20 protein-coding genes are annotated in these 23015 nt (G+C 75.2%); 11 read left to right on the forward strand and 9 right to left on the reverse strand.

The features are described 5' to 3' along the window. The first annotated feature begins 58 nt into the window (after positions 1 to 58). From E9565_RS04710 to E9565_RS04735, 6 genes are all read left to right on the forward strand, one after another. Positions 59 to 892 carry a 2-keto-4-pentenoate hydratase gene (locus E9565_RS04710; protein WP_236834212.1) on the forward strand — a complete coding sequence of 278 codons (834 nt, stop codon included), beginning with the start codon at positions 59 to 61 and terminating at the stop codon, positions 890 to 892. Continuing rightward, positions 889 to 1848 (forward strand): acetaldehyde dehydrogenase (acetylating), encoded by a 960-nt coding sequence (locus E9565_RS04715; protein ID WP_236834213.1) that lies wholly within the window; start codon positions 889 to 891, stop codon positions 1846 to 1848. The genes E9565_RS04710 and E9565_RS04715 overlap by 4 nt, the downstream gene beginning before the upstream one ends. Next, positions 1845 to 2870: a 4-hydroxy-2-oxovalerate aldolase gene (gene dmpG, locus E9565_RS04720; RefSeq protein ID WP_236834214.1), complete on the forward strand. Its 1026-nt coding sequence runs from the start codon at positions 1845 to 1847 to the stop codon at positions 2868 to 2870. The genes E9565_RS04715 and dmpG overlap by 4 nt, the downstream gene beginning before the upstream one ends. Before the next feature lie 75 nt (positions 2871 to 2945). Then, a complete protein-coding gene (locus E9565_RS04725; protein WP_236834215.1) occupies positions 2946 to 6320 on the forward strand; it encodes a pyruvate carboxylase in 3375 nt (1124 codons plus the stop codon). Positions 6321 to 6386: 66 nt separating this feature from the next. Continuing rightward, on the forward strand, positions 6387 to 7115 hold the full coding sequence (gene npdG / locus E9565_RS04730; protein WP_236834216.1) for an NADPH-dependent F420 reductase: 729 nt from the start codon (positions 6387 to 6389) through the stop codon (positions 7113 to 7115). After that, positions 7112 to 8365, forward strand: a complete 1254-nt coding sequence (locus tag E9565_RS04735; RefSeq protein ID WP_236834217.1) for a multidrug effflux MFS transporter — start codon at positions 7112 to 7114, stop codon at positions 8363 to 8365. The genes npdG and E9565_RS04735 overlap by 4 nt, the downstream gene beginning before the upstream one ends. Before the next feature lie 34 nt (positions 8366 to 8399). On the opposite strand, the gene E9565_RS04740 is transcribed toward E9565_RS04735, so the two are convergent. The 5 genes from E9565_RS04740 to E9565_RS04760 form a co-directional block, all read right to left on the reverse strand. Further along, positions 8400 to 9245 (reverse strand): ABC transporter permease subunit, encoded by an 846-nt coding sequence (locus E9565_RS04740; RefSeq protein WP_236834218.1) that lies wholly within the window; start codon positions 9243 to 9245, stop codon positions 8400 to 8402. After that, positions 9242 to 10213 carry an ABC transporter ATP-binding protein gene (locus E9565_RS04745; protein WP_236825235.1) on the reverse strand — a complete coding sequence of 324 codons (972 nt, stop codon included), beginning with the start codon at positions 10211 to 10213 and terminating at the stop codon, positions 9242 to 9244. Before E9565_RS04745 ends, E9565_RS04740 begins: the two co-directional genes overlap by 4 nt. A 19-nt stretch (positions 10214 to 10232) precedes the next feature. Then, on the reverse strand, positions 10233 to 11315 hold the full coding sequence (locus tag E9565_RS04750; protein WP_236834219.1) for a hypothetical protein: 1083 nt from the start codon (positions 11313 to 11315) through the stop codon (positions 10233 to 10235). Continuing rightward, complete coding sequence (locus E9565_RS04755; RefSeq protein WP_236834220.1) at positions 11299 to 11820, reverse strand: sigma-70 family RNA polymerase sigma factor; 522 nt, start codon at positions 11818 to 11820, stop codon at positions 11299 to 11301. Before E9565_RS04755 ends, E9565_RS04750 begins: the two co-directional genes overlap by 17 nt. Before the next feature lie 143 nt (positions 11821 to 11963). Beyond that, a complete protein-coding gene (locus E9565_RS04760; protein ID WP_236825232.1) occupies positions 11964 to 12476 on the reverse strand; it encodes a flavin reductase family protein in 513 nt (170 codons plus the stop codon). A gap of 35 nt (positions 12477 to 12511) precedes the next feature. On the opposite strand from E9565_RS04760, the gene E9565_RS04765 reads away from it, so the two are divergent. Together E9565_RS04765 and E9565_RS04770 are read left to right on the forward strand one after the other, a co-directional pair. Further along, positions 12512 to 14011, forward strand: coding sequence for an NAD(P)/FAD-dependent oxidoreductase (locus E9565_RS04765; RefSeq protein ID WP_236834221.1), 1500 nt, complete (start codon positions 12512 to 12514; stop codon positions 14009 to 14011). Between the two features lie 53 nt (positions 14012 to 14064). Beyond that, entirely contained in the window at positions 14065 to 14871 is an 807-nt protein-coding gene (locus E9565_RS04770) for an SGNH/GDSL hydrolase family protein (protein ID WP_236825230.1), read from the forward strand. Between the two features lie 128 nt (positions 14872 to 14999). On the opposite strand, the gene E9565_RS04775 is transcribed toward E9565_RS04770, so the two are convergent. Beyond that, on the reverse strand, positions 15000 to 16934 hold the full coding sequence (locus E9565_RS04775) for a bifunctional diguanylate cyclase/phosphodiesterase (protein ID WP_236825229.1): 1935 nt from the start codon (positions 16932 to 16934) through the stop codon (positions 15000 to 15002). A gap of 197 nt (positions 16935 to 17131) precedes the next feature. Between E9565_RS04775 and E9565_RS04780 the strand changes: the two genes are divergently transcribed. Continuing rightward, positions 17132 to 18172, forward strand: a complete 1041-nt coding sequence (locus tag E9565_RS04780) for an LLM class flavin-dependent oxidoreductase (RefSeq protein ID WP_236834222.1) — start codon at positions 17132 to 17134, stop codon at positions 18170 to 18172. Between the two features lie 105 nt (positions 18173 to 18277). Beyond that, positions 18278 to 18589 carry a hypothetical protein gene (locus E9565_RS04785; RefSeq protein ID WP_236825227.1) on the forward strand — a complete coding sequence of 104 codons (312 nt, stop codon included), beginning with the start codon at positions 18278 to 18280 and terminating at the stop codon, positions 18587 to 18589. Here the strand turns inward: E9565_RS04785 and nadC are convergent. Genes nadC through nadA form a run of 3 tightly spaced genes read right to left on the reverse strand, consistent with a single transcriptional unit; the run spans position 18578 to position 22172 of the window. Then, on the reverse strand, positions 18578 to 19474 hold the full coding sequence (gene nadC / locus E9565_RS04790; protein ID WP_236825226.1) for a carboxylating nicotinate-nucleotide diphosphorylase: 897 nt from the start codon (positions 19472 to 19474) through the stop codon (positions 18578 to 18580). The genes E9565_RS04785 and nadC overlap by 12 nt on opposite strands. Next, the gene (locus tag E9565_RS04795; protein ID WP_236834223.1) at positions 19471 to 21162 is read right to left on the reverse strand and encodes an L-aspartate oxidase; all 1692 of its coding nucleotides are present in this window, start codon (positions 21160 to 21162) and stop codon (positions 19471 to 19473) included. The genes nadC and E9565_RS04795 overlap by 4 nt, the downstream gene beginning before the upstream one ends. After that, entirely contained in the window at positions 21159 to 22172 is a 1014-nt protein-coding gene (gene nadA / locus E9565_RS04800; RefSeq protein WP_236825224.1) for a quinolinate synthase NadA, read from the reverse strand. Before nadA ends, E9565_RS04795 begins: the two co-directional genes overlap by 4 nt. Positions 22173 to 22244: 72 nt before the next feature. Between nadA and E9565_RS04805 the strand changes: the two genes are divergently transcribed. Continuing rightward, positions 22245 to 22949, forward strand: a complete 705-nt coding sequence (locus tag E9565_RS04805) for an NUDIX domain-containing protein (protein WP_308113065.1) — start codon at positions 22245 to 22247, stop codon at positions 22947 to 22949. Positions 22950 to 23015: the final 66 nt, after the last annotated feature.

Raw genomic sequence — 23015 nt, forward strand, 5'->3', positions numbered from 1 at the left:
TGGGCGGGAGCAGCGGACAGGGTTGGCTCCCACCGCCGCAGTTCGACCAGAGGACGTCATGACACGAGCGATCACCCCGCCGGGCGCCCCCCGTGAGCGACGGGATGCAGTGCACGAGGCGGCGGAGCGGCTGGCGACCGCCGCCCGCACCGGTGTGCCCTGCGCGCCGGTCCGTGACCTGATCGGTGCCGACGACGTGGACTTCGCCTACGCGGTCCAGCAGCGGTTCGCCGAGCGGCGACGCGCCGCGGGTGCCCGTCTCGTCGGCCGCAAGATCGGGCTGACGTCACCGGCGGTGCAGCGCCAGCTCGGGGTCGACCGGCCCGACTTCGGCGTCCTCTTCGACGACATGGACGTGAGCGGCCTGGCCGAGGTGCCCTCGGCGCGGCTGCTGCAGCCCAAGACCGAGGCCGAGATCGCCTTCGTCCTCGCCGCGGATCTCGACGAGGGCCCGCTGGATGACCGGCAGGTGCGCGACGCCGTGGCCTACGCCGTCGCTGCGCTGGAGATCGTGGACAGCCGGATCGCCGGCTGGGACATCACCTTCGGCGACACCGTCGCCGACAACGCCTCCAGCGGGTTGTTCGTGCTCGGCGACGTCCGGCGGACCCTGGCCGAGGTGGAGCCGGTCGAGGTCGCGATGACGCTGCGGCTCGGCGGCGAGGTGGTGTCGGAGGGCACCGGCGCCGCGTGCCTGGGCGACCCGCTGCTCGCGCTGGCCTGGCTGGCCCGCACCGCGCGGGACCTCGGTGAGCCGCTGCGCGCCGGGCAGATCGTCCTGTCCGGCGCCCTCGGGCCGATGGTGGCCACCCCTCCCGGTTCCGCGGTGTCCGCGGACCTGGGTCCACTCGGCACCATCGGTGCGACGTTCTCCCGGGAGGGAACGGCATGAGGAAGAGCAAGGTCGCGATCATCGGATCGGGCAACATCGGCACCGACCTCATGATCAAGGTCGTCCGGAACTCCGACGTGCTGGAGATGGGCGCGATGGTCGGGATCGATCCCGACTCCGACGGTCTGGCGCGGGCCGCCCGCTTCGGGGTCCCGACGACGCACGAGGGCGTCGACGGGCTGATCGCGATGGAAGGTTTCGGCGACATCGAGATCGTCTTCGACGCCACCTCGGCGAAGGCGCACATCGCCAACGCCGAGAAGCTCACGCCCTACGGGAAGCGCCTCGTGGACCTCACGCCCGCGGCCATCGGGCCCTACGTCGTGCCGCCGGTCAACCTCGACCACCACCTGGCCCAGGACGCCCCGAACCTCAACATGGTGACGTGCGGTGGCCAGGCCACGATCCCCGTCGTGGCCGCCGTCTCCGAGGTGACGCCCGTGCCCTACGCGGAGATCGTCGCCTCCATCGCGTCGAAGTCGGCCGGCCCCGGCACGCGGGCGAACATCGACGAGTTCACCGAGACAACCGCGCACGCCATCCAGACCGTCGGCGGCGCCGGCCGGGGCAAGGCGATCATCGTGCTCAACCCCGCCGACCCGCCGCTGATCATGCGCGACACCGTCTTCTGCCTCATCGGCGACGCCGACCACGACGCCGTGCGCGCCTCCGTCGAGGACATGGTCGCCCGGGTGTCCGAGTACGTCCCCGGCTACCGGCTCAAGCAGCAGGTCCAGTTCTCCCCGGTCGGCGACGGGGAACCGGTGCACACGCTCCTCCCACCCGGGGCGCCGCCGGTGACCACGAAGGTGTCGGTGTTCCTCGAGGTCGAGGGGGCCGCCCACTACCTGCCCGCGTATGCCGGCAACCTGGACATCATGACCTCGGCGGCGCTGCGCGTGGGCGAGGGGCTCGCCCGCAGCGCCCAGCGGGAGCGCACGGGGGTTCCGGCGTGACCGCGCTGTACGTCCAGGACGTCACCCTGCGGGACGGGATGCACGCCATCCGGCACCGCATCGACCCGGTCGACGTCGGCCGGATCGTCGCCGCGCTCGACGCGGCCGGCGTGGACGCGATCGAGGTGGCTCACGGCGACGGCCTGGCCGGTGGCAGCCTGAACTACGGACCGGGCAGCAACACCGACTGGGAGTGGATCGAGGCCGCCGCCGAGAACGCGCGGCGCGCCGTGCTCACCACGCTCCTCCTGCCCGGGATCGGCACCATCGCCGAGCTGAAGGAGGCGCACTCGCTGGGCGTGCGGTCCATCCGGATCGCGACGCACTGCACCGAGGCCGACGTGGCGGCCCAGCACATCGCCACCGCACGCGACCTCGGCATGGACGTGTCGGGCTTCCTCATGATGAGCCACATGGCGCCGGCCACCGAGCTGGCGCGGCAGGCGGGGCTGATGGAGTCCTACGGCGCCCACTGCGTCTACGTCACCGACTCCGGCGGCCGGCTCACCATGGACGGCGTCCGGGAACGGGTGCGGGCCTACCGGGACGTGCTCCAGGCCGACACGCAGATCGGCATCCACGCCCACCAGAACCTGTCGCTGGGCGTGGCCAACTCGGTGGTGGCCGTGGAAGAGGGCGTCACCCGGGTCGACGCTTCCCTTGCCGGGCAGGGCGCCGGCGCCGGCAACTGCCCCATCGAGCCGTTCGTCGCCGTGGCGAACCTGCAGGGCTGGCAGCACGGCTGCGACCTGTTCGCGCTGCAGGACGCCGCCGACGACCTGGTGCGGCCCCTGCAGGACCGCCCGGTGCAGGTGGACCGGGAGACGCTGACCCTCGGCTACGCCGGCGTCTACTCCAGCTTCCTCCGGCACGCCGAAGCGGCGTCGGAGCGCTACGACGTCGACGTCCGGACCATCCTGCTCGAGGTCGGGCGGCGGGCCCTGGTGGGCGGCCAGGAGGACATGATCGTCGACATCGCGCTGGACCTGCAGGCCGCGCAGCGAGACGCCGACGTCGCCTAGCGAGGCCGCTCGGACCGCCGCGGCGCGGTCCGGGTGGACCCCTGCCCTCTCCCGTGGTCGTCCGGAAGGGAAACGATGTTCTCCAAGGTCCTGGTCGCCAATCGCGGCGAGATCGCGGTGCGGGCCTTCCGCGCCGCCTACGAGCTCGGCGTGGGGACGGTCGCGGTCTTCCCGTGGGAGGACCGCAACTCCGTCCACCGTCTCAAGGCCGACGAGAGCTACCAGATCGGGGAGCCCGGGCACCCGGTGCGGGCGTACCTCTCCGTCGACGAGGTCCTCACCGCGGCGCGGCGGGCCGGTGCGGACGCGATCTACCCGGGATACGGGTTCCTGGCGGAGAACCCGGAGCTCGCGGCGGCCTGCGCGGCTGCCGGTATCACCTTCGTCGGCCCGCCCTCGGCAGTCCTGGAGCTGACGGGGAACAAGGCGCGCGCGGTCGCCGCGGCCCGCGAGGCGGGGCTGCCGGTGCTGGCCTCGACCGAGCCGAGCGCCGACGTCGACGCCGTCCTGGCCGCCGCCCGGGACATGCCCTTCCCGCTCTTCGTGAAGGCCGTCGCGGGTGGTGGTGGCCGCGGGATGCGGCGCGTCGCGGAGCCGGCGGACCTCCCCGGTGCGGTCCAGGCGGCCATGCGGGAGGCGGAGGCGGCGTTCGGCGACGCCACCGTCTTCATCGAGCAGGCGGTCGTCGACCCGCGTCACATCGAGGTGCAGGTCCTCGCCGACGGGACCGGCGACGTGGTGCACCTCTTCGAGCGCGACTGCTCGGTGCAGCGCCGGCACCAGAAGGTGGTCGAGCTCGCGCCGGCGCCGAACCTGGACCCGGCGCTGCGCGACCGGATCTGCCGCGACGCGGTCACGTTCGCCCAGGCCATCGGCTACGTCAACGCCGGCACCGTCGAGTTCCTCCTCGACCGGGACGGCCGCCACGTGTTCATCGAGATGAACCCGCGGATCCAGGTGGAGCACACGGTCACCGAGGAGGTGACCGACGTCGACCTCGTGCACGCGCAGCTGCGGATCGCCGCTGGGGAGACGCTGGCCGGACTCGGCCTGGTCCAGGAGTCCATCCGGCTCAGGGGCGCCGCCCTGCAGTGCCGGATCACCACGGAGGACCCGGCGAACGAGTTCCGCCCGGACATCGGCCGGATCACCGCCTACCGGTCGCCGGGCGGTGCGGGGATCCGGCTGGACGGCGGCTCGTCCCTCGGTGCGGAGGTGGGAGCGCACTTCGACTCCCTGCTCGTGAAGCTGACCTGCCGGGGGCGGGACTTCGACACGGCGGTCCACCGCGCCCGACGCGCCGTGGCGGAGTTCCGCATCCGCGGCGTGGCGACGAACATCCCGTTCCTGCAGGCGGTCCTCGACGACGAGGACTTCCGCGCCGGCCGGGTCACGACGTCGTTCATCGGCGAGCGACCGCAGCTGCTCACCGCGCGCTCCTCGGCCGATCGTGGCACCAAGCTGCTGACCTACCTCGCGGACGTGACGGTCAACCGGCCGCACGGCGAGCGCACCCGCGTGATCGACCCGGCCGGCAAGCTCCCGCCGGTGGACGTGCGGACGCCCCCACCGCCGGGGTCCCGTCAGCGGCTCCGCGAGTTCGGGCCGAGCCGTTTCGCCGCGGACCTGCGCAGGCAACCGGCCCTCGCGGTCACCGACACGACCATGCGGGACGCGCACCAGTCACTGCTGGCCACCCGGGTACGGACCAAGGACCTGGTCGCGGCCGCCGGCCACATGGCCCGCACCACGCCCGAGCTCTGGTCGCTGGAGGCCTGGGGTGGGGCGACCTACGACGTGGCGCTGCGCTTCCTGCACGAGGACCCGTGGGACCGCCTCACCGCGATCCGGGAGGCCGTGCCCAACATCTGCCTGCAGATGCTGCTGCGGGGACGCAACACCGTCGGGTACACGCCGTACCCGGAGCTGGTCACCACGACCTTCGTCCGTGAGGCGACCGCGGCCGGGATCGACGTCTTCCGGATCTTCGACGCCCTCAACGACGTCGAGCAGATGCGCCCGGCCATCGACGCGGTCCGGGAGACGGGGACGGCGGTCGCCGAGGTGGCCCTGTGCTACACCGGAGACCTGTCCGACCCGTCGGAGCCGCTCTACACCCTCGACCACTACCTGCAGCTCGCCGAGCGCATCGTCGAGGCGGGGGCGCACGTGCTGGCGATCAAGGACATGGCCGGCCTGCTCCGGCCACCTGCTGCCGAGCTCCTGGTCCGCGGGCTCCGCGAGCGGTTCGACCTCCCGGTCCACCTGCACACCCACGACACCTCCGGCGGCCAGCTGGCCACGCTGCTCGCGGCCTGGGGGGCGGGTGTGGACGCCGTGGACGGGGCGACCGCCGCCATGGCGGGCACCACCAGCCAGCCGCCGCTGTCGGCCATCGTGGCCGCCACGGACCACACCGAGCGGGCCACCGGGCTGAGCCTGGCGGCCGTGAACGACCTCGAGCCGTACTGGGAAGCGGTCCGCCAGTTGTACGCGCCGTTCGAGTCGGGGCTCACCGCCCCGACCGGTCGCGTGTACACGCACGAGATCCCCGGCGGCCAGCTGTCGAACCTGCGCCAGCAGGCGATCGCGCTGGGCCTCGGTCAGCGGTTCGAGGAGGTCGAGGACGCCTACGCGGCCGCCGACCGGCTGCTGGGGCGGCTGGTCAAGGTCACCCCCTCGTCCAAGGTGGTCGGTGACCTGGCCCTGCAGCTGGTGGGGTCGGGCGTGACGGTCGCGGAGTTCGCCGACGACCCGGCCAGGTACGACCTGCCCGACTCGGTGATCGGCTTCCTGCGCGGGGAGCTGGGCAACCCTCCGGGAGGTTGGCCGGAACCCTTCCGCAGCAAGGCCCTGGTGGGCCGACGTCCGCCGCAGCCCCCGGTGGAGTTGGACGACGACGACGTGCGCGGGCTGGCCGAGCAGCCCCGGGCGACGCTCAACCGGCTGCTGTTCCCCGGGCCGGCCCGCGACTACGCCGCCCACCTGGACCTCTTCGGGGACACCTCCGTGCTGCCGACCCGAGAGGTGCTCTACGGGCTGCGACCGGGGGAGGAGCACGCCGTCGACCTGGAGCCCGGCGTCCAGCTGCTGATGAGCATCGAGGCGATCTCCGAGCCCGACGACCGCGGCATGCGCACCGTCATGTGCACGCTGAACGGTCAGCTACGGCCGGTCACGGTCCGCGATCGCTCGGTCGAGGCGGCGGTCAAGGTCGCGGAGAAGGCCGATCGCGCCGACCCCGGGCACGTGTCCGCCCCCTTCGCCGGCGTGGTCTCGCTGGCGGTCACGGAAGGCGACGCGGTGGACGCCGGGCAGCAACTGGCCACCATCGAAGCCATGAAGATGGAGGCGGCCATCACGGCGCCCGTCGCAGGCACCGTCTCCCGCCTCGCCGTCGTGCCCGTCCAGCAGGTCGAGGGCGGCGACCTCCTGCTGGTCCTGCGGTGACCCGCCCCCCCGGCGTCCCCGACCGCCCGACGACCGATCACCGCCCTCGTCCCCAAGGAGCTGCCCGTGACCACCACCCCGCCACGCCCCGCCGCCCGGACCGACCGGAGCGGGGTGGACGTCGGCCGGCTGACCGTCGGGGTGCTCGGTGGAACTGGCCCGCAGGGTCGCGGGCTGGCCCTGCGCCTGGCCCTGGCCGGGCAGCCGGTCGCTCTCGGATCCCGCGACGCGGACCGCGCCGGTGAGGTCGCGGCCGGGGTGGCCGCGCGTGGCCGCGCTGCCGGCGGGACCGACGTGCGGGTCACGGGTGGGTCGAACCTCGAGGTAGCCCGCGGTGCCGATCTGGTCGTGGTCGCGGTTCCCCACTCGGGTCACGCCGACACGCTGGCGCCACTGGCGGACGCCCTTGCGGGCAAGGTCGTCGTCGACTGCGTGGTGCCCATGGCCTTCGACGCGCGGGGCGCCTACGTCCTCGATGTCCCCGAGGGCAGCGTGACCGAGCAGGCGGCAGCCCTGCTACCGGCCAGCTCCGTCGTCGGCGCCTTCCACCACCTCTCGGCCGTGATCCTCGAGGACCTGTCCCACCCCACCATCGATGCCGATGTGATGGTGGTCGGTGACGACCGGTCGGCTACCGACACCGTGCAGGCCCTCGCCGGACGTCTGCCCGGTGTGCGGGGTGTCTACGCCGGACGGCTGCGCAACGCCCGGCAGGTGGAGGCGCTGACCGCCAACCTGGTGTCGGTCAACCGCCGGTACAAGGTCCACGCCGGGGTCCGGGTCACGGACGTGTGAGCAGCGCACAGCGACGCCCGGGGGTGCCGCTACGGCTCGTGCTCGTCCTGGGCGCGCTCACCGCCGTCGGACCCCTGTCCCTGACCCTCTACCTCCCGGCCCTGCCGCAGATGGCCGATGACCTGGCCACCACGGAGGCGATGGTCCAGCTGACGATGACGGCCTGCATGGTGGGGCTGGCGTTCGGCCAGCTGCTGATCGGCCCGGTCAGCGATCGCTACGGGCGCCGGCGACCGCTGCTCATCGGGGTCGGCGCCTACGCCGCCAGCTCCTCGCTGTGCGCGCTGGCGCCCGACATCGGCCTGCTGCTCGGGCTGCGGCTGGTGCAGGGCATCGGCGGCGGTGCCTGCATCGTCATCGCGCGGGCCATCGTCCGGGACCGTTTCGGCACCGACGACGTCGCGCGGGTGTTCTCGCTCCTGCTGCTGGTGACCGGCATCGCCCCGGTGACCGGCCCTCTCTTCGGTGGTCAGCTGGTGCGGCTCACGTCCTGGCCCGGTCTGTTCGTCGCTCTCGGCGTGATCGGGGCCGTGATCCTCGTGGCGGCGGCGTGGGGGCTTCCCGAGAGCCTCCCGCCCGGCGCCCGGGGCAACGGCGGGCTCCGGGCGACCGGCGGCCGGTTCGCGACGGTGCTGCGCGACCCACGCTTCCTGGGGTTCACGGGCGTGGTGGCGCTCGTGACGACGGTCCTGTTCGCCTACCTGTCGATGAGCCCGTTCGTGCTGCAGGGCGACTACGGGCTCAGCGTCCAGGCGTACTCCTACGTGTTCGCCGGCTCGGCCCTCGGGATGATGGCGGCCGGGCAGGTCGGTGCCTGGCTCGTGCGTCGCCGGGGTGCCGCGTGGACCCTGCGCGCCGGCCTCGTCGTCGGCCTCGCGCTCGACTGCGCACTCGCCGCCGCTGTCGTCCTCGGCGCCGGCCGCCCATGGGTGCTGCCCCTGCTCGTGGCGGCCGTGTCCGCGGTGTCCCTCGTCCTGCCCTCGGCGTCGGCCCTGGCCGTGGCACGTCACCGCTCCCGTGCCGGGACGGCCATCGGCGTCCTGGGCCTCGCCCAGTTCGGGGTCAGCGGTGGGGTCGCTCCGCTGATCGCCGCCGGGGGGACGAGCCCGTCGCTGATGGTCTCGACGATGGCCTGCGCCGCGGCGTGCGCGCTGCTCATCGAGCTGCTGCTCGCCCGGACCGGGGTCCGCCGCGGGGCAGAGCGGACCGGGGAGCGGCTCCGAGCGGTGGCCCCGGACGGTGTCGCCTGACCGGTCTCGTCGAGCGAGCGACCGGGAACCGCGGTCACACGTCCCGGCGCTGGAAGGAGAGCGCGGTCAGGCCGAGGACGACGGCGACCCACAGCACGGCCCAGGCCAGGTACACCGGGCTCAGCGGGGCGTCGGCGAGGAAGGGGAAACCGCCCTCCGGGCCCATCTGGATCGGCGCGACCGGGTCCTGGAACGCGTTCATGGCGCCGCGCCACAGCCCGTCGGTGGGCAGCAGCACCCGCGACACGCTGCCCACCCGCTCGACGCCATCGTTGCCCAGCGCCCCGCCGATGCCGCCGACCACGCCGGCGACCCAGGTGGCGCCGAACAGGCCGACCGCGACGATCCCCGACGCCATCGGCGAGATGACGCTGGACAGCAGCAGGGCCAGCGTGAGGAGCACGACGGTCTCCGCGCCCAGCAGCGCCAGGCCCGCGGCCGGCGACGGCGGCCAGTAACCCACCACCCCGCGGACGACGAGCAGCTGCGCCAGCCCGGCCAGCACCACGTAACCGCACCCGAAGGTGAGCAGGCCGAGCCACTTGCCGAGCAGCACCGACGACCGGCGCACCGGCCGGGCGAGCACCGCCAGCGCCTGGCCCGACTCGACCTCGCCGGCGAGGGTGGGCCCCGCGAGGAAGGCGGTGCCGATCGCCGCGATCAGGCTGAAGCCGAACATGATCAGGTTGGTCAGCAGGGACGCCACCAGGCGCGCCTCGCCGCTGGTCAGCGTGCCGAGCTCGGTGTCCAGGCCGATGAGCCGGGAGAAGCCCCACCCGCTGAGGGCGAGCAGCACCACGGTCAGCGCCAGCAGCGCCCACACGACCTTGCGCCGGGCGGCCTCCCGCAGGGTCAGCCCCGCGATCGTCACGACGATCACGGCGCGGCCTCCTCGTGGCGCAGCACGGCGAGCAGCCGCTCCTCCAAGCTGATCCGCACGGGCTCCACGGCGTGCACGCGCACCCCCAGGCCGACCAGGTCGCGCACCAGGTCCGGCACGGTGACGCCGTCGTCCTCGGCGGCCAGCGCGACGGTGAACCAGTCGCCGCTGCGGGTGAGCGTGCCGGTCGCGCGCAGCCGCTCGTCGGCCCGCGGGCCCACGTCGCCCAGCCGCAGCCGGACCTCGTGCTGGCCGAGCAGCTCGGTGAGCGTGCCCGAGGCCGCCACCCGACCCCGGTCGAGGATGACCACCCGGTCGCAGACCCGCTCGACCTCGCCGATCAGGTGCGAGTTCAGCAGGACGGCGACGCCCCTGGAGCGCAGCGAGAGCACGATGTCGCGGACGTCCACCCGGCCCAGCGGGTCCAGCGCGCTGGTCGGCTCGTCGAGGACCACCAGCTCGGGCCGGGCGACCAGCGCGACGGCGAGCCCGAGCCGCTGCTGCATGCCCTTGGAGAACCCGCCGACCCGGTCACCGGTCCGCTCGGAGAGGCCCACCAGCGCCAGGCACTCCCGGCGCTCCGCGGCGGGCACGTCGGCCCGGGCGAGCTTCACGTGCAGGTCGAGCACCTCGGCGGCGGTCAGCCACGGCTGGTAGCGGAACAGCTCGGGCAGGTACCCGACGGCGCCCCGCGAGCGCGGGTCCGTCGACGGCCGGCCGAGCAGCAGCACCTCGCCGGCGTCGGGGCGCACGAGGCCGAGCAGCATCTTGATGACGCTGGTCTTCCCGGCGCCGTTGGGTCCGAGCAGGCCGACGACCTCGCCCCGGCCGACGCTGAAGGAGACGTCGTCGACGGCGGTCCGGCGTCCGTACCGCTTGCGCAGCCCGGAGCACCAGACCGCCGGTGACGGCGGCAGGTCGTCGAGCGCACCGCCCGACGTCCCCGCCGCCGTCGACCCGGTTGCCATGCCCCGGACCGTAGCGGCGTCAGCCGAGCCCACGGGCGACCGACAGCAGCTCGTCGGCGCTGAGCGAGCCGGCGACCCCGGTCATCACGCCGTCCTCGACCCAGACCACGCCGGCGAAGAGCCCGTTGCGGGAGGTGAGCACGGTCGCCTCCGACCCGTCGACGTCGGCCGTGGAGCTGGTGACCAGCTCCGCGGGAACCGGCAGCGGCAGGGTCGCGGCGTCGGTGGAGAGGTCGCGCAGCTGGCCGGCGAGGCCGTCGGGGATGCCGGGCAGCGACAGGAGGTGGTCGCGCACCGTCTCGAACGGCACGCCCGAGGAGAAGACCTGCGGCGCCCCCACCCGGGCGACGACGAGGGTCGGCACGCCGGTGGGCTGCGACCACACCGCGGCCACCCCCGGTCCGGCCTCGAACCGGAGGGTGCTGCCGTCGATCCCCGGCGGCGGGGGCGGCAGGACCTCGCCCTCGGCCGCGGCGGCCTGCGCGGCCTTGTCCGCGGAGAAGGTGAAGGTGGCGTCCACGACGCCGGCGACCTGGTAGGCCGGCTCGCCGGTCACGCCCTCGGGCAGCTCCGCGACCTCGGGAACCGCCAGCCCGGTGCGCTCCTCGGCGGTGGCGGCATCGGGCACCTGCTCGGGGTCGGGTTGCCGGGTGATCTCCACGTCGCCGTAGGCCGAGAGGTCGGGCACCTGCACCAGGTCGGTCGCGGTGACCTCGACCGGGTCGACCCGCTCGGTCTGGAAGATCGGCAACCAGTCGTTGGCGGCCGCGACCCCGGCGCCGGTCAGCAGCACGACCGCGCCGAGCGCGGCGACCGCGGGCCGGCGGGCGGCGGCGCCCCAGCGGCTGCGCGTGGCAGCGCGCGCCGGGCGGGCGGCGGGGACGGCCGAGGCCCCGGCGGCGGAGAACCGGGCCCAGGCCGCGTCGGTGTCGACGGCACCCGACCGGCCGAGCGCCGCGCCGACGAGCTGCGCATCGGCGCGGACGTCGTCGAGCGCGCGCAGGCAGGCGGGGCAGCCGGCGACGTGGCCGCGGTCGGCGTCGGAGACCCCGGCCGGCTCGTCGACCAGGCGGCGCAGGACGCCCTCATCCGTGTGACGCATGACGGTTCAGCTCCTCGCGAAGTGCGGATTCGGCGCGGCGGACGGTGGTGCCGACGCTGCCGGGGGACAGATCGAGCGCGGTCGCGACCTCGGCGTAGCTCATGCCGCTGTGGCGCAGCACCAGGGCGGTCGCCTGCTTGCGGGGCAGCCGGGCCAGCGCGGCCCGGACGCGGCTGCGGTCCTCGAGGGTGAGCACGGTGTCGGCCACGTCGGGGGTGACGGCGTCGACCGTGGCGGCCACCGCCTCCTCCCGGGAGGTGCGGCGGCGGCCCGAGCGGATCAGGTTGAGCGCGGTGTGCGCCGCGGCGACGGAGAGCCAGCCGCCGGCCTCGGCCGCGGGCACCGACGAGCGGCCGAAGGACAGGAACACCTCCTGGGCGACGTCCTCGGCCTGGTCGCGGGAGCCGAGCACCCGCGCGGCCACGCCGACGACCCGCGGGTACTCCCGCCGGAAGACCTCCTCGAGGTCGGGCCGCACCGCACCGCGGGTCGCTGCTGCCGGCACGCCGCCCGTCCCTCCGACCCGGCGCACCGCACCGGGGAATGTCAGGACGGCCGCCGGTGCCGGCCGTCCGTGCCGTACGAGGTCCATGCCGGTGTAGCACCGCCGCGCCCGCGGATGTGACACGCGGCCCGCGGGGAGACCGGTCAGCCGCGGCCGGCGGGCGCGCCCGACTCGTCGACGAACCGGCCGCGCAGCCGCAGCAGCGGCCGGGCGGCGGGGTCCAGCACCGGCACGTCGTCCACCGCCAGCAGCGCGAGCACGTGGTCGCCGGCCTCGACGAGCCGCTCCAGCCGGCAGTCCAGCGCGGCGAGCCCGCCGGAGAGCACGATCGCCCCGCTGCCAGGGGCTCGGGTCCACGGCACCTGCTCCAGCAGGTGGCGGGCGCTGGGGCGCCCCGCGGAGGCGAACCGCGAGGCGATGATCGCGTGCTCGGCGGCCAGGACGGTCAGCGCGCCCGAGCCCACCGTCTCCAGCACCTCGGCCGGGTAGCCGTCGGCGGAGAGGCCGACGGCGACCAGCGGCGGAGCGGCGGAGACGCTCATCACCGAGCTGACCGTCGTCCCGACGTCGTCGATGTCGTCCCGGACGGTGAGCAGGCAGACGCCGGCGGCGAGCTGGGCCAGGGCGGTGGTGAAGGCGGCGGGGTCGACCGGCATGGCGGCCAGTCGACCACACCCCCACGATGGAGCACGTGAGCGGACAGGGGCGTGAGCAGCGCAGCGAGGGACGAGCGAGGAGCGGAGCGCCCCGCGGTGGCGAGCCGGGAGATCCGACAGAAGCCGAGCGCACGTACGACGTCGTGGTCCTGGGCGCCGGCTCCACCGGCGAGAACGTCGCCGACGTCGTCGTGCGGGGCGGGCTGTCGGCGGTGCTGGTGGAGCCCGAGCTCGTGGGCGGCGAGTGCTCCTACTGGGCGTGCATGCCGAGCAAGACGCTGCTGCGGGGCACCGAGGTGCTCGCCGAGGCCCGCGCCGTCGACGGGGCCGCGCAGGCGGTCACCGGGGAGCAGGACGTGGCGGCCACCCTCGCCCGCCGTGACTCGTTCACGTCGCACTGGGACGACTCCGGCCAGGTCGAGTGGGTGCACGGTGCCGGCATCGACCTGCTCCGGGGCACCGGCCGGCTCGACGGCGAGCGCGCCGTCGTCGTCACCGCCGACGACGGCACGACCACCCGGCTGACCGCCCGGCACGCCGTCGCCGTGTGCACGGGTTCGCAGGCGGCCCTGCCGCCGGTGGAGGGGCTGGCCGACGTCGACCCGTGGGGGCCCCGCGAGGCCACCAGCGCCAAGGAGGCACCGGGCCGCCTGCTGGTGCTGGGCGGCGGCTACGTCGGCTGCGAGATGGCGACGGCCTGGCAGGCGCTGGGCTCGCAGGTGACGCTGCTGCAGCGCGGGGACCGGCTGCTGCCGGGGCTGGAGCCGCAGGCGGGGGACGCCGTCGCGGCATCGCTGCGGGAGGCGGGCGTGGCCGTGCGGCTGGACACCGAGGTGACCGCCGCCCGCCGCGACGGCACCGAGGTGGTCCTGACGACGGCGGACGGCGAGGTGCGCGGGGACGAGGTGCTGGTCGCGACCGGCCGCGCGGCGCGGACGGGGGAGATCGGCGCGGAGACCGTGGGCCTCGAACCGGGGGAGTACCTCTCCGTCGACGCCTCGCTGCGGGTCCGGGGCTCCTCGTGGCTGTACGGGGTGGGTGACGTCAACGGGCGCCGCCAGCTCACCCACATGGGGAAGTACGAGGCCCGCCAGGCCGGCGCGGCGATCGTGGCGCGGGCCCGCGGGGAGGAGGTCGACACCTCGGCGTGGTCGCCGTTCGTCGCGACCGCCGACGACGTCGCGACGCCGTCGGTGGTGTTCACCTCGCCGCAGGTCGCCAGCGTCGGGCGGACCGCCGCGGAGGCTGCGGAGGCCGGGCTGCCGCACCGCGTCGTGGAGTACCCGCTCGGGAACGTGTCCGGCGCCGCGATCTTCGCCGACGGGTACACCGGGACGGCGGTCGCGGTCGTGGACACCGAGCGCGAGGTGCTGCTGGGCGTGACCTTCGTCGGGCCCGCGGTCGCCGAGCTGCTGCACGCGGCGACGATCGCGGTCGTCGGCGAGGTGCCGATCGCGCGGCTGTGGCACGCCGTCCCGGCCTACCCGACGATGAGCGAGATCTGGCTGCGGCTGCTGGAGACCTACCGCGGCTGACCGCGGCCCGACCCCCGCGACGGCGCAGCGGGCGGTCGTGCTGGAGTGGCCCCGTGCAGTTCGACCGCTCGTCGCGTTCCCCCTGGCGCCGCTACATCGCCCTCGGCGACTCGTTCACCGAGGGGCTCAGCGACCCCCACCCCGAACGCCCGGGTGAGTACCGCGGCTGGGCCGACCGGCTGGCCGAGCACCTCGCGGCCGCGGCACCCGGCGCGGACGTCGAGTACGCGAACCTGGCGATCCGCGGCCGGCTGCTGGCGCAGGTGCTCGACGAGCAGGTGCCGGTGGCCCTGGCGGCGCAGCCCGACCTGGTCAGCCTGGTCGCCGGCGGCAACGACCTGATGCGCCCGGGCGCCGACCCCGACGCGTTGGCCGCGCAGCTGGAGTCCGCCGTCGTCCGGTTCCGCGCCGCGGGCGCCGACGTCCTCCTGGCCACCACCGCGGACACCCGGAACACGCCCATCCTGCGCCGGCTGCGCGGCCGGATCGCCGTCTTCGACGCCAACCTGTGGTCGATCGCGGCGCGGCACGGCGCCGCCGTCCTGGACCAGTGGGGCGCGGCCTGGATCCAGGACTTCCGCCTGTGGGACACCGACCGCATCCACCTCACCGACGAGGGCCACCGCCGGATGGCGCTGGCCGCCGCCGCGGCGCTGGGGCTGCCCGGTGCCGACGGCGAGGACTGGCGCACTCCGCTGCCGCCGCAGCCGCCCCGAGAGCTGCGGGCGGCGCTGGCCGAGGAGGCCGCCTGGGTGCGCGGCTTCGTGGCGCCGTGGATCGGCCGGCGGCTGCGCGGCCGCTCCTCCGGCGACGGCCGCGCCGCCAAGCGCCCCGTGCCCCTCGCCCTGCCTCGCACGTGACGCGCTGGAACGGCCCCCTCCAGGGACCCGGCCCGAGCGTGCGAGCGGTGGGGAGGTGACGTGCTGGAACGGCTCGGTCCGGAGGCTCGCCACGAGCCTGCGAGTGGGGAGCGGGACCGGGTCCTTCCTCAGTCGTCGTCGGGGTCGGCGAGCTCGTCGAAGAGCGAGCCGGCACCGAACCGGCCGGTGTCGACCAGGTCGTGCCCGGCGGGGGACGACGGCGGCCGCTGGCGGGGGAGCGCCGGTGCTGGCCCGGGGTGCTCGGGCAGCAGCTCGCCGGCGACGTCCTCGGCCGGGGTCTCGGTGACCTCGCCGATGAGCACCTCGGCCGGGCTGGGCAGGGGCGCGGGGCGGCCGAAGGCGTAGCCCTGCGCCATGGCGCACCCGTGGTCGAGCAGCCACGCGGCCTGGTCGAGGTCCTCGATGCCCTCGGCGATGACCTGCAGGCCCATGCCGCGGCCGAGCTGGAGCAGGCCGTGCACGAGAGCCGCGGTCGAGGGCTGCGTGACGACGTCGGCGACGAACGACCGGTCGATCTTGACGGTGTGGATCGGCAGCCGGTGCAGCGCGGTGATCGCCGAGTAGCCGGTGCCGAAGTCGTCCAGCGCCAGCGTCACGCCCTGATCGGTGACGACGGCGACCGAGTGCAGGGTGGCCTCGGCGGCGAAGAGGGCCGTCGACTCGGTGATCTCCAGCTCCAGCCGCTGCGGCGGCAGCCCCGACTCCTCCAGGGCCGCGGCGACGAGCTCGCTGAAGCCGTCCTCGGCCAGGTGGCGGGCCGAGATGTTGACGTGCACCCGCAGGTCGTCGGCCCAGGTGGCGGCGTCGAGGCAGGCGCGCCGCAGCACCCAGGCGCCCAGCTTGGAGGTGAGCCGGTTGTTCTCCGCGACGTCGAGGAAGGCGCCGGGCGGCAGCAGCCCGCGGGTGGGGTGCTGCCAGCGGAGCAGCGCCTCGTAGCCGAGCAGCGTCTCGTCGGCCAGGTGCACGATCGGCTGGTAGAACAGCCGCAGCTCGTCGTTGTCGAGCGCGTGGCGCAGCTCGGTCTCCAGCTGCAGGGCGTCCACGTCGCTGCGCGACAGCGCCCCCTCGTGCACCTCGATGCGGGCGCGCTGGCCGTCGGCCTTGGCCCTGGTGAGCGCGCTCTGCGCCTGGCGCAGCAGGTCGTCGGGGGTCATGTCGGCGCCGAGGGTGAGCCCGACGCTCGCCGACAGGGTGACCTCGCGGTCGTTCACCACGAACGGCTCGTCGAGCACGCTGAGCAGGCGGTCGGCCAGCGCGCGCAGCCCGTCGAGGTCCTCGACGTCCTCGGCGACCACCAGGAACTCGTCGGCGCCCAGGCGCACCGCGGTGTCCTCGACGCGGGTGCTCCACCGGAGCCGGTCGGCGAACTGGCTGAGCAGCAGGTCACCGGCCTCGTGGCCGAGCGCGTCGTTGACCGCCTGGAAGCGGTCGATGTTGAGGTGCACGAGGCCGACCTGCAGGCCGCGGCGGCGGGAGAGCGCGACGGCGTGCCGGAGCCGGTCGGTGAGGGCGCGGCGGTTGGGCAGTCCGGTGAGCGGGTCCATGAAGGCCCGGCGGACGGCGTCCTCCTCCGCCCGGCGGCGGTCGGTGACGTCGACCAGCGAGAGGACGACGAACTGCGGCGTCCCGTTGTTCTGCCGCACCACCTCGTGGGACTGCACCACCCACAGCTCGGTGCCGTCCGAGCGGCGCAGCCGGCGCTCGCCGTCGAGCAGCAGGTTCGGGTCCAGGTCCGGCTCGCCGGGCGCCGGCCTCAGCCCGAGGTCGCCCACCGGCGGGTCGTCGGGGTGCGCCAGCAGGTCGACGTGCCGGCCCGCGAGGCTCTCGGCGGTGCGGCCGGTGAGGGCGCACATCCGCGGGTTGGCGACCAGCACGTGACCGTCGAGGTCGACGAGGGCCTTGGCGATCGGTGCGCCGAGGAACAGGGCCTGGAACAGCTGGCCCCGGTCGGCGAGCAGCGTGTCGATCGCCCGCAAGCGCTGCCCGGCGCCGCCGCCGGGCGTGCCCGGGGAACGGGGCATCTCGGGTGCGGGGAGGCTCACCGGGACAGCGTCACGCATCGCAGGCGAGAAGTGACGGAACCCGTTCACGGAGAGTCGTGGTCGACCAGTCACACTGCGTCGCAGGTCGTCACACCCGCCCCACGGGTCGCGCCCGCGTGGTGGACCTGCCATGCGCGGCGGGAATCCCGGCCGCCGTCGACGCGCTCCAGCAGCAGACATCGACGAAAGGACCTGTCGTGGAGAAGCGGATCGGCTTCCTGTCCTTCGGCCACTGGCAGCCCATCCCCGGCTCGCTGGTGCGCACCGGACGGGACGCCCTCGTGCAGAGCGTGGAGCTGGCGGAGGCCGCCGAGGAGATGGGCCTCGACGGCGCCTTCGTGCGGGTGCACCACTTCGCCCGGCAGCTGTCCTCCCCGTTCCCGCTGCTGGCCGCGATGGCGGCGCGCACCCGGCGGATCGAGCTGGGCACCGGCGTCATCGACATGCGCTACGAGAACCCCCTGTACATGGCGGAGGAGGCCGCCGCGACCGACCTGCTCGCCGGCGGCCGGCTGCAGCTGGGGGTGAGCCGGGGCTCCCCGGAGACGGCGCTGCGCGGCTCGGAGGCCTTCGGCTACGTACCCGGCGAGGGCAGCACCGACGCCGACCTGGCGCGGCAGAAGACCGCCCTGTTCACGGCCGCGATCGCCGGGCAGCCGGTGGTGGACGCCGATCCGCGGATGACCGGCGGCGCGAGCGGCAGGCTGGCGGTCCAGCCGCAGTCGCCGGGGCTGGCCGACCGGATCTGGTGGGGGTCGGGCACCCGGGCGACGGCGGAGTGGACGGCCCGGCAGGGGCTGAACCTGATGAGCTCGACGCTGCTGGTCGAGGACACCGGTGTGCCCTTCGACGAGCTGCAGGCCGAGCAGATCGCCCGGTACCGCGCCGCCTGGGCCGACGCCGGGTGGGAGCGCGAGCCGCGGGTGTCGGTGAGCCGCAGCGTGCTGCCGATCACCACCGACCAGGACCGGCAGTACTTCGGCGGCGGCCGGGACGGCGAGGACCAGGTCGGCATCCTCGAGGGGGTGCGGGCCCGGTTCGGGAAGAGCTACACCGGTGAGCCGGACGCGCTGGCCGAGGCGCTGGCCAAGGACGCCGCCGTCCGCGAGGCCGACAGCCTGCTGCTCACGGTGCCCAACATGCTGGGCGTCGAGTACAACGCAAGGCTGCTGCGGACGGTCGTCGAGCAGGTCGCGCCGGCGATCGGCTGGGTGCACCCGGACCGCCGCGCGGCCTGACCCCGCCCTCACCCAGGCCTCGTCGGGAACCTGCGCTCACCCACCCGGTGGAGGTATGGCGGGCATGCGGCGCCCGAGCCGCTGGTCGCACGTCAGGCTCTGCGGGTGCCGCCCGCCGATGACGAGTCCCGCTGGGCCGAGGCGCAGTCGCTGCTGGAGCGCGCGCCCACCCCGTCGGCCGAGGAGCGGTTGCGCCACTGGCGCCGTGTCCGGGTGGCGTCCGTGCTGGCTCTCGGCGCGGCTGCGGCGGTGCTGTTCGCGGGGCAGTGGGTCGTCTCGCCCACTGCATGGCGGCTGGCCCTGGTCGCCGTGCTGTCGGTGGTTCTCGGTATCGCCGCTCTGCACCTGCAGCGCGACGTTGCCCGCGTGCGCGCGTTCCTCGGCCGGCACCCCGCCGGCGACGGCTCAGCCGCGTAGGTCGAAGCCGAGATCGAGCACGGGTGCGCTGTGCGTGAGCGCCCCGACGGCCAGGTAGTCGACGCCGGTCGCCGCGACCTCGGCCGCCCGCTCCAGCGACAGCCCGCCGCTGGCCTCCAGCCGCACGCCCGTGCCCCGCACCAGCTCCACGGCGGTGCGGGTGTCCGCGAGCGGGAAGTTGTCGAGCAGCACCAGCTCCACGCCCGCCGCGATCGCCTCGCGCACCTGGTCGAGGGTGTCGCACTCGACCTCCAGCGGCACGTCCGGCGCCGCCGCCCGCACCGCCTCCACCGCGGCGGTGATGCCGCCGGCCGCGGCCACGTGGTTGTCCTTCACCAGCGCCGCGTCGCCGAGCGCCAGGCGGTGGTTGGCCCCGCCGCCGCAGCGGACGGCGTACTTCTCCAGCACCCGCAGGCCCGGGATCGTCTTGCGGGTGTCGCGGATCGCCGCGCCGGTGCCCGCGACGGCGTCGACCCACCTCCGGGTCACCGTGGCGACGCCGGAGAGGTGGCCGACCAGGTTCAGCGCGGTGCGCTCCGCCGTCAGCAGCGCCCGGGTGGGCCCCTCGACGGTGAGCACCGGCGCGTTCGTGCGCGCGGCCATGCCGTCGGCTGCGTGCAGGGCGACGTCGACGTCGTCCCCGCCCACCAGGCCGAACACGGCCGCGGCCACCGGGACGCCGGCCAGCACGCCCGGCGACCGGGGCACCACGTCGCCGGTGGCGCGGGCGCCGGCCGGGACGGTGGCGGCGGTGGTGACGTCGGGGCCGAGCGCGAGGTCCTCGTCGAGGGCCCGGCGGATCACCTCCTCGACGACCGCGGGGTCCAGGCCGCCGTCGCGGAGGACGTCGGCCAGCTCCGGCCGCAGCGGGTACCACTCGGTCATGCCGCTCCCTGGGTCTGGTCCGCCGCGGTCAGCGGCACGGTCCGGGTGTGCAGGTGCCCGGTGCCGTCGATGCGGTGGGCCAGCCGCACCTGCCACTCGGGGCGGCTGCCCGGCGCGTCGGCCCGCCGGTGGCAGCCCCGGCTCTCCGGACGGGCGAGCGCGGCGGTGGCCAGGACGGTCGCGACGGTGTGCACCGCCGTCGCCTCGACCGCGGCCAGGTCGAGCTCGCCGGTCCGGGGAGTCGCGGCGAGCACTCCGGCCAGCTCGGCGAGGCCGGCGGCGGTGCGCAGCACGCCGGCGTGCCGGCTGGTGGCCACGCCGATCGCCGCGCGCGCCGCGGGGTCGGCCGCCGTCGTGCCGGCGGTGCGGGGCGCGACCGGCCCGTCCGGCGGAGCCTCGGGGAGCGCGGCGTCGAGCAGCGCGGCGCAGCGCCGGGCGGCGACCAGCCCCTCGGTGATCGAGTTGGACGCCAGCCGGTTGGCCCCGTGCACACCGGTGCAGGCGACCTCCCCGACGGCGAGGAGCCCGGACACGCCCGTGCGCCCGTCGAGGTCGGCGAGCACCCCGCCGCAGGTGTAGTGCGCGCCCGGTGCCACCGGCACCGGCTCCGCGGCCAGGTCGAAACCGGCCTCCCGGCAGGCGCGGAGGATGCCGGGGAAGCGCCGCTCCAGGAAACCGGCCCCGAGGTGCATGGCGTCCAGGAGGACGTGGTCCTCGCCGGTGGCGGCCAGGTGCGCGGCGACGGTCGCCGAGACGACGTCGCGGGGGGCGAGATCGGCCATCGGGTGGGCCCCGGCCATGACGCGCCGCCCGGCGCGGTCGACCAGCACCGCCCCCTCGCCGCGCACGGCCTCGGAGATGAGCACCTGCTGCCCGGCGGCGCCCGGTCCCCGCCACAGCACGGTGGGGTGGAACTGCACCATCTCCACGTCGGCGACCTCGGCACCCGCGCGCAGCGCCAGCGCCAGCCCGTCGCCGGTCGTGCCGGCGGGGCTGGTCGCCGCGGCGTAGGCCTGCCCGTACCCGCCGGTGGCCAGGACGACGGCGTGCGCGCGCAGGTCCCCGGCGCCGGTCAGCGCCCCGCCGTCGGTCACCCGGGCGACGCGCAGGCCGGCCACGCTCCCGTCGGCGGCGTGCAGCGCGTCCAGCGCGACGGTGCCCTCCAGCACCTCGACGCCCGCCGCGGCCAGCGCCCCGACCAGCGTGCGGGTGACCTCGGCGCCGCTGGCGTCACCGCCGGCGTGCACGATCCGGTCCCGGCTGTGCCCGCCCTCGCGGGTGAGCGCGGGCCGGCCGTCGCCGCCCAGGTCGAGCCGCGCGCCGAGGTCCTGCAGCAGCGCGATCGCGGCCGGCGCCTCCGCGACCAGCGTGGCCACGGCGGCCGGGTCGCAGAGCCCGGCGCCCGCGGTGAGGGTGTCCTGCCGGTGCAGCGCGGCGTCGTCGTCGGCACCCAGGACGGCGGCCAGGCCGCCCTGCGCCCAGCGCGTGCTGCCGGCCCCGAGCGCGCCCTTGGTGACGACGACGACCCGGCGTCCCGCGGCGGCGAGCGCGAGTGCGGTCATCAACCCGGCCGCGCCGCTGCCCACCACGACGACGTCGCTGGTGCGCCGCCAGGTCGCCTCGGGAAGTGGCAGCGCGGGGACGACAGCGGGGGCCACCGGCGCGGTGCGGCGCGGCCCCACGGTCACTCGCCGACCAGCGAGGGGGTGCCGAGGGCGATCATCGCCTCGACGGCCGAGCGGGCGCGGGCGGCGACCTCCGGGTCGACGGTGACCTCGTCGCGGCCCTCGCGCAGCGCCCGCAGCAGCTTCTCCGGCGTCGACATCTTCATGTACGGGCACTCGGCGCGCGGGTTCACCGCCTCGAACGCCGCGGCCGGGTTGGCCTGGCGGAGCTGGTGCAGCATGCCGATCTCGGTGGCGACGAGCACGCGCTTCGCCGTCGTCCGCCTGGCCTGGTCGAGCATCGCGCCGGTGGAGAGCACGTGGACGCGGTCCGAGGGCAGGTCCCCCTGGCCGACCATCCACAGCGCGCTGGTCGCGCAGCCGCACTCGGGGTGCACGAGCACCTCGGCGTCCGGCGCGTCCTCGATGCTCTGCCGCAGGTCGGTGGGGGAGATGCCGGCGTGCACGTGGCACTCACCCATCCAGATGCGCATGTTCCGCCGTCCGGTGACCCGCTGGACGTGGGCGCCGAGGAACTGGTCGGGGAGGAAGAGCACCTCGCGGTCGGCCGGGATGGACTCGACCACCTCGACGGCGTTGGAGGAGGTGCAGCAGATGTCGGTCTCGGCCTTCACCTCGGCGGTGGTGTTGACGTAGGAGACGACGGCGGCGCCGGGGTGCTCGGCCTTCCACGCGCGCAGCTGGTCGGCGGTGATCGTGTCGGCCAGCGAGCAGCCGGCGGCGGCGTCCGGCACGAGCACCGTCTTCCCGGGGCTCAGGATCTTCGCCGTCTCGGCCATGAAGTGGACGCCGGCGAAGACGATCGTGCTCGCGGTGCTGGCCGCGGCGATGCGGGACAACGCCAGCGAGTCGCCGACGTGGTCGGCGACGTCCTGGATCTGCGCGGCCTGGTAGTTGTGCGCCAGGACGACGGCATCGCGCTCGGCGGCCAGGCGGCGGACCTCGTCGCGCCAGTCCTGCCACTGCTCCGGGGTCCACTGGGCGGCGGTGGGGGCGGGGAGCGTTGCGGTCACCGGGGACCTCCGGAGGAGTGGGTTTTGGACTTTCAGGCGAAAACCTCTGCCGGCAAATCTAGCATGGGATCCGTGACGTCCGTGTGGTCCTCGCCCGAGCGGCCGGCCTTCCCGCACCAGGCGCTCGCCGTGGTGCTGCAGGTCCGGGGTGCGCGCCTGCACGTGATGCTCTGGCGGCGCGGCAAGGAGCCGTTCGCCGGCGCCTGGGCGCTGCCGGGCGGGCCGCTGCTGCCCGACGAGACCCTCGGCGCCTCGGTCGGCCGGCAGCTCGCGGCCAAGGTGGAGGTCGCCCAGCTCGCTCACCTGGAGCAGCTGGAGACCCGCAGCGACCCGCACCGCGACCCGCGCAGCCGCACCGTGGCCACCGCCTACCTGGGGTTGCTCCCAGGCGACCTCGACCCGGTGCTGCCCGGGGACACCGCCTGGCACCCGGTCGACGCGCTGCCGGAGACGGCCTTCGACCACGGCTCGATCGTCGGATCGGGGCTGGAGCGGCTGCGGGCGAAGCTCTCCTACACCAACGTCGCCTTCGCGCTGGCCCCCCCGACGTTCTCCATCGCCGAGCTGCGGGAGGTCTACGTCGCCGCGCTCGGCTACGAGGTCACCGCCACCAACCTGCAGCGGGTGCTGCTGCGGCGCGGCGTGCTGGAGCCGACGGGGGAGCAGGCGGCGTCGGGGCGCACCGGCGGGCGGCCCGCCGCGCTCTACCGCTTCGCGACGACGACCCTCGAGGTCACCGATCCGTTCGCCGTGCTCAAGCCCCCGTCGGCACGCTGAGGTCACCGCGACAGGAGCCGGCGGAGCCCGTGATCACGATCGGGTGAACGTCCGGCCAGCCGGTTT

This window comes from Blastococcus sp. KM273129 (assembly GCF_021698995.1).
Lineage (GTDB): Bacteria > Actinomycetota > Actinomycetes > Mycobacteriales > Geodermatophilaceae > Blastococcus.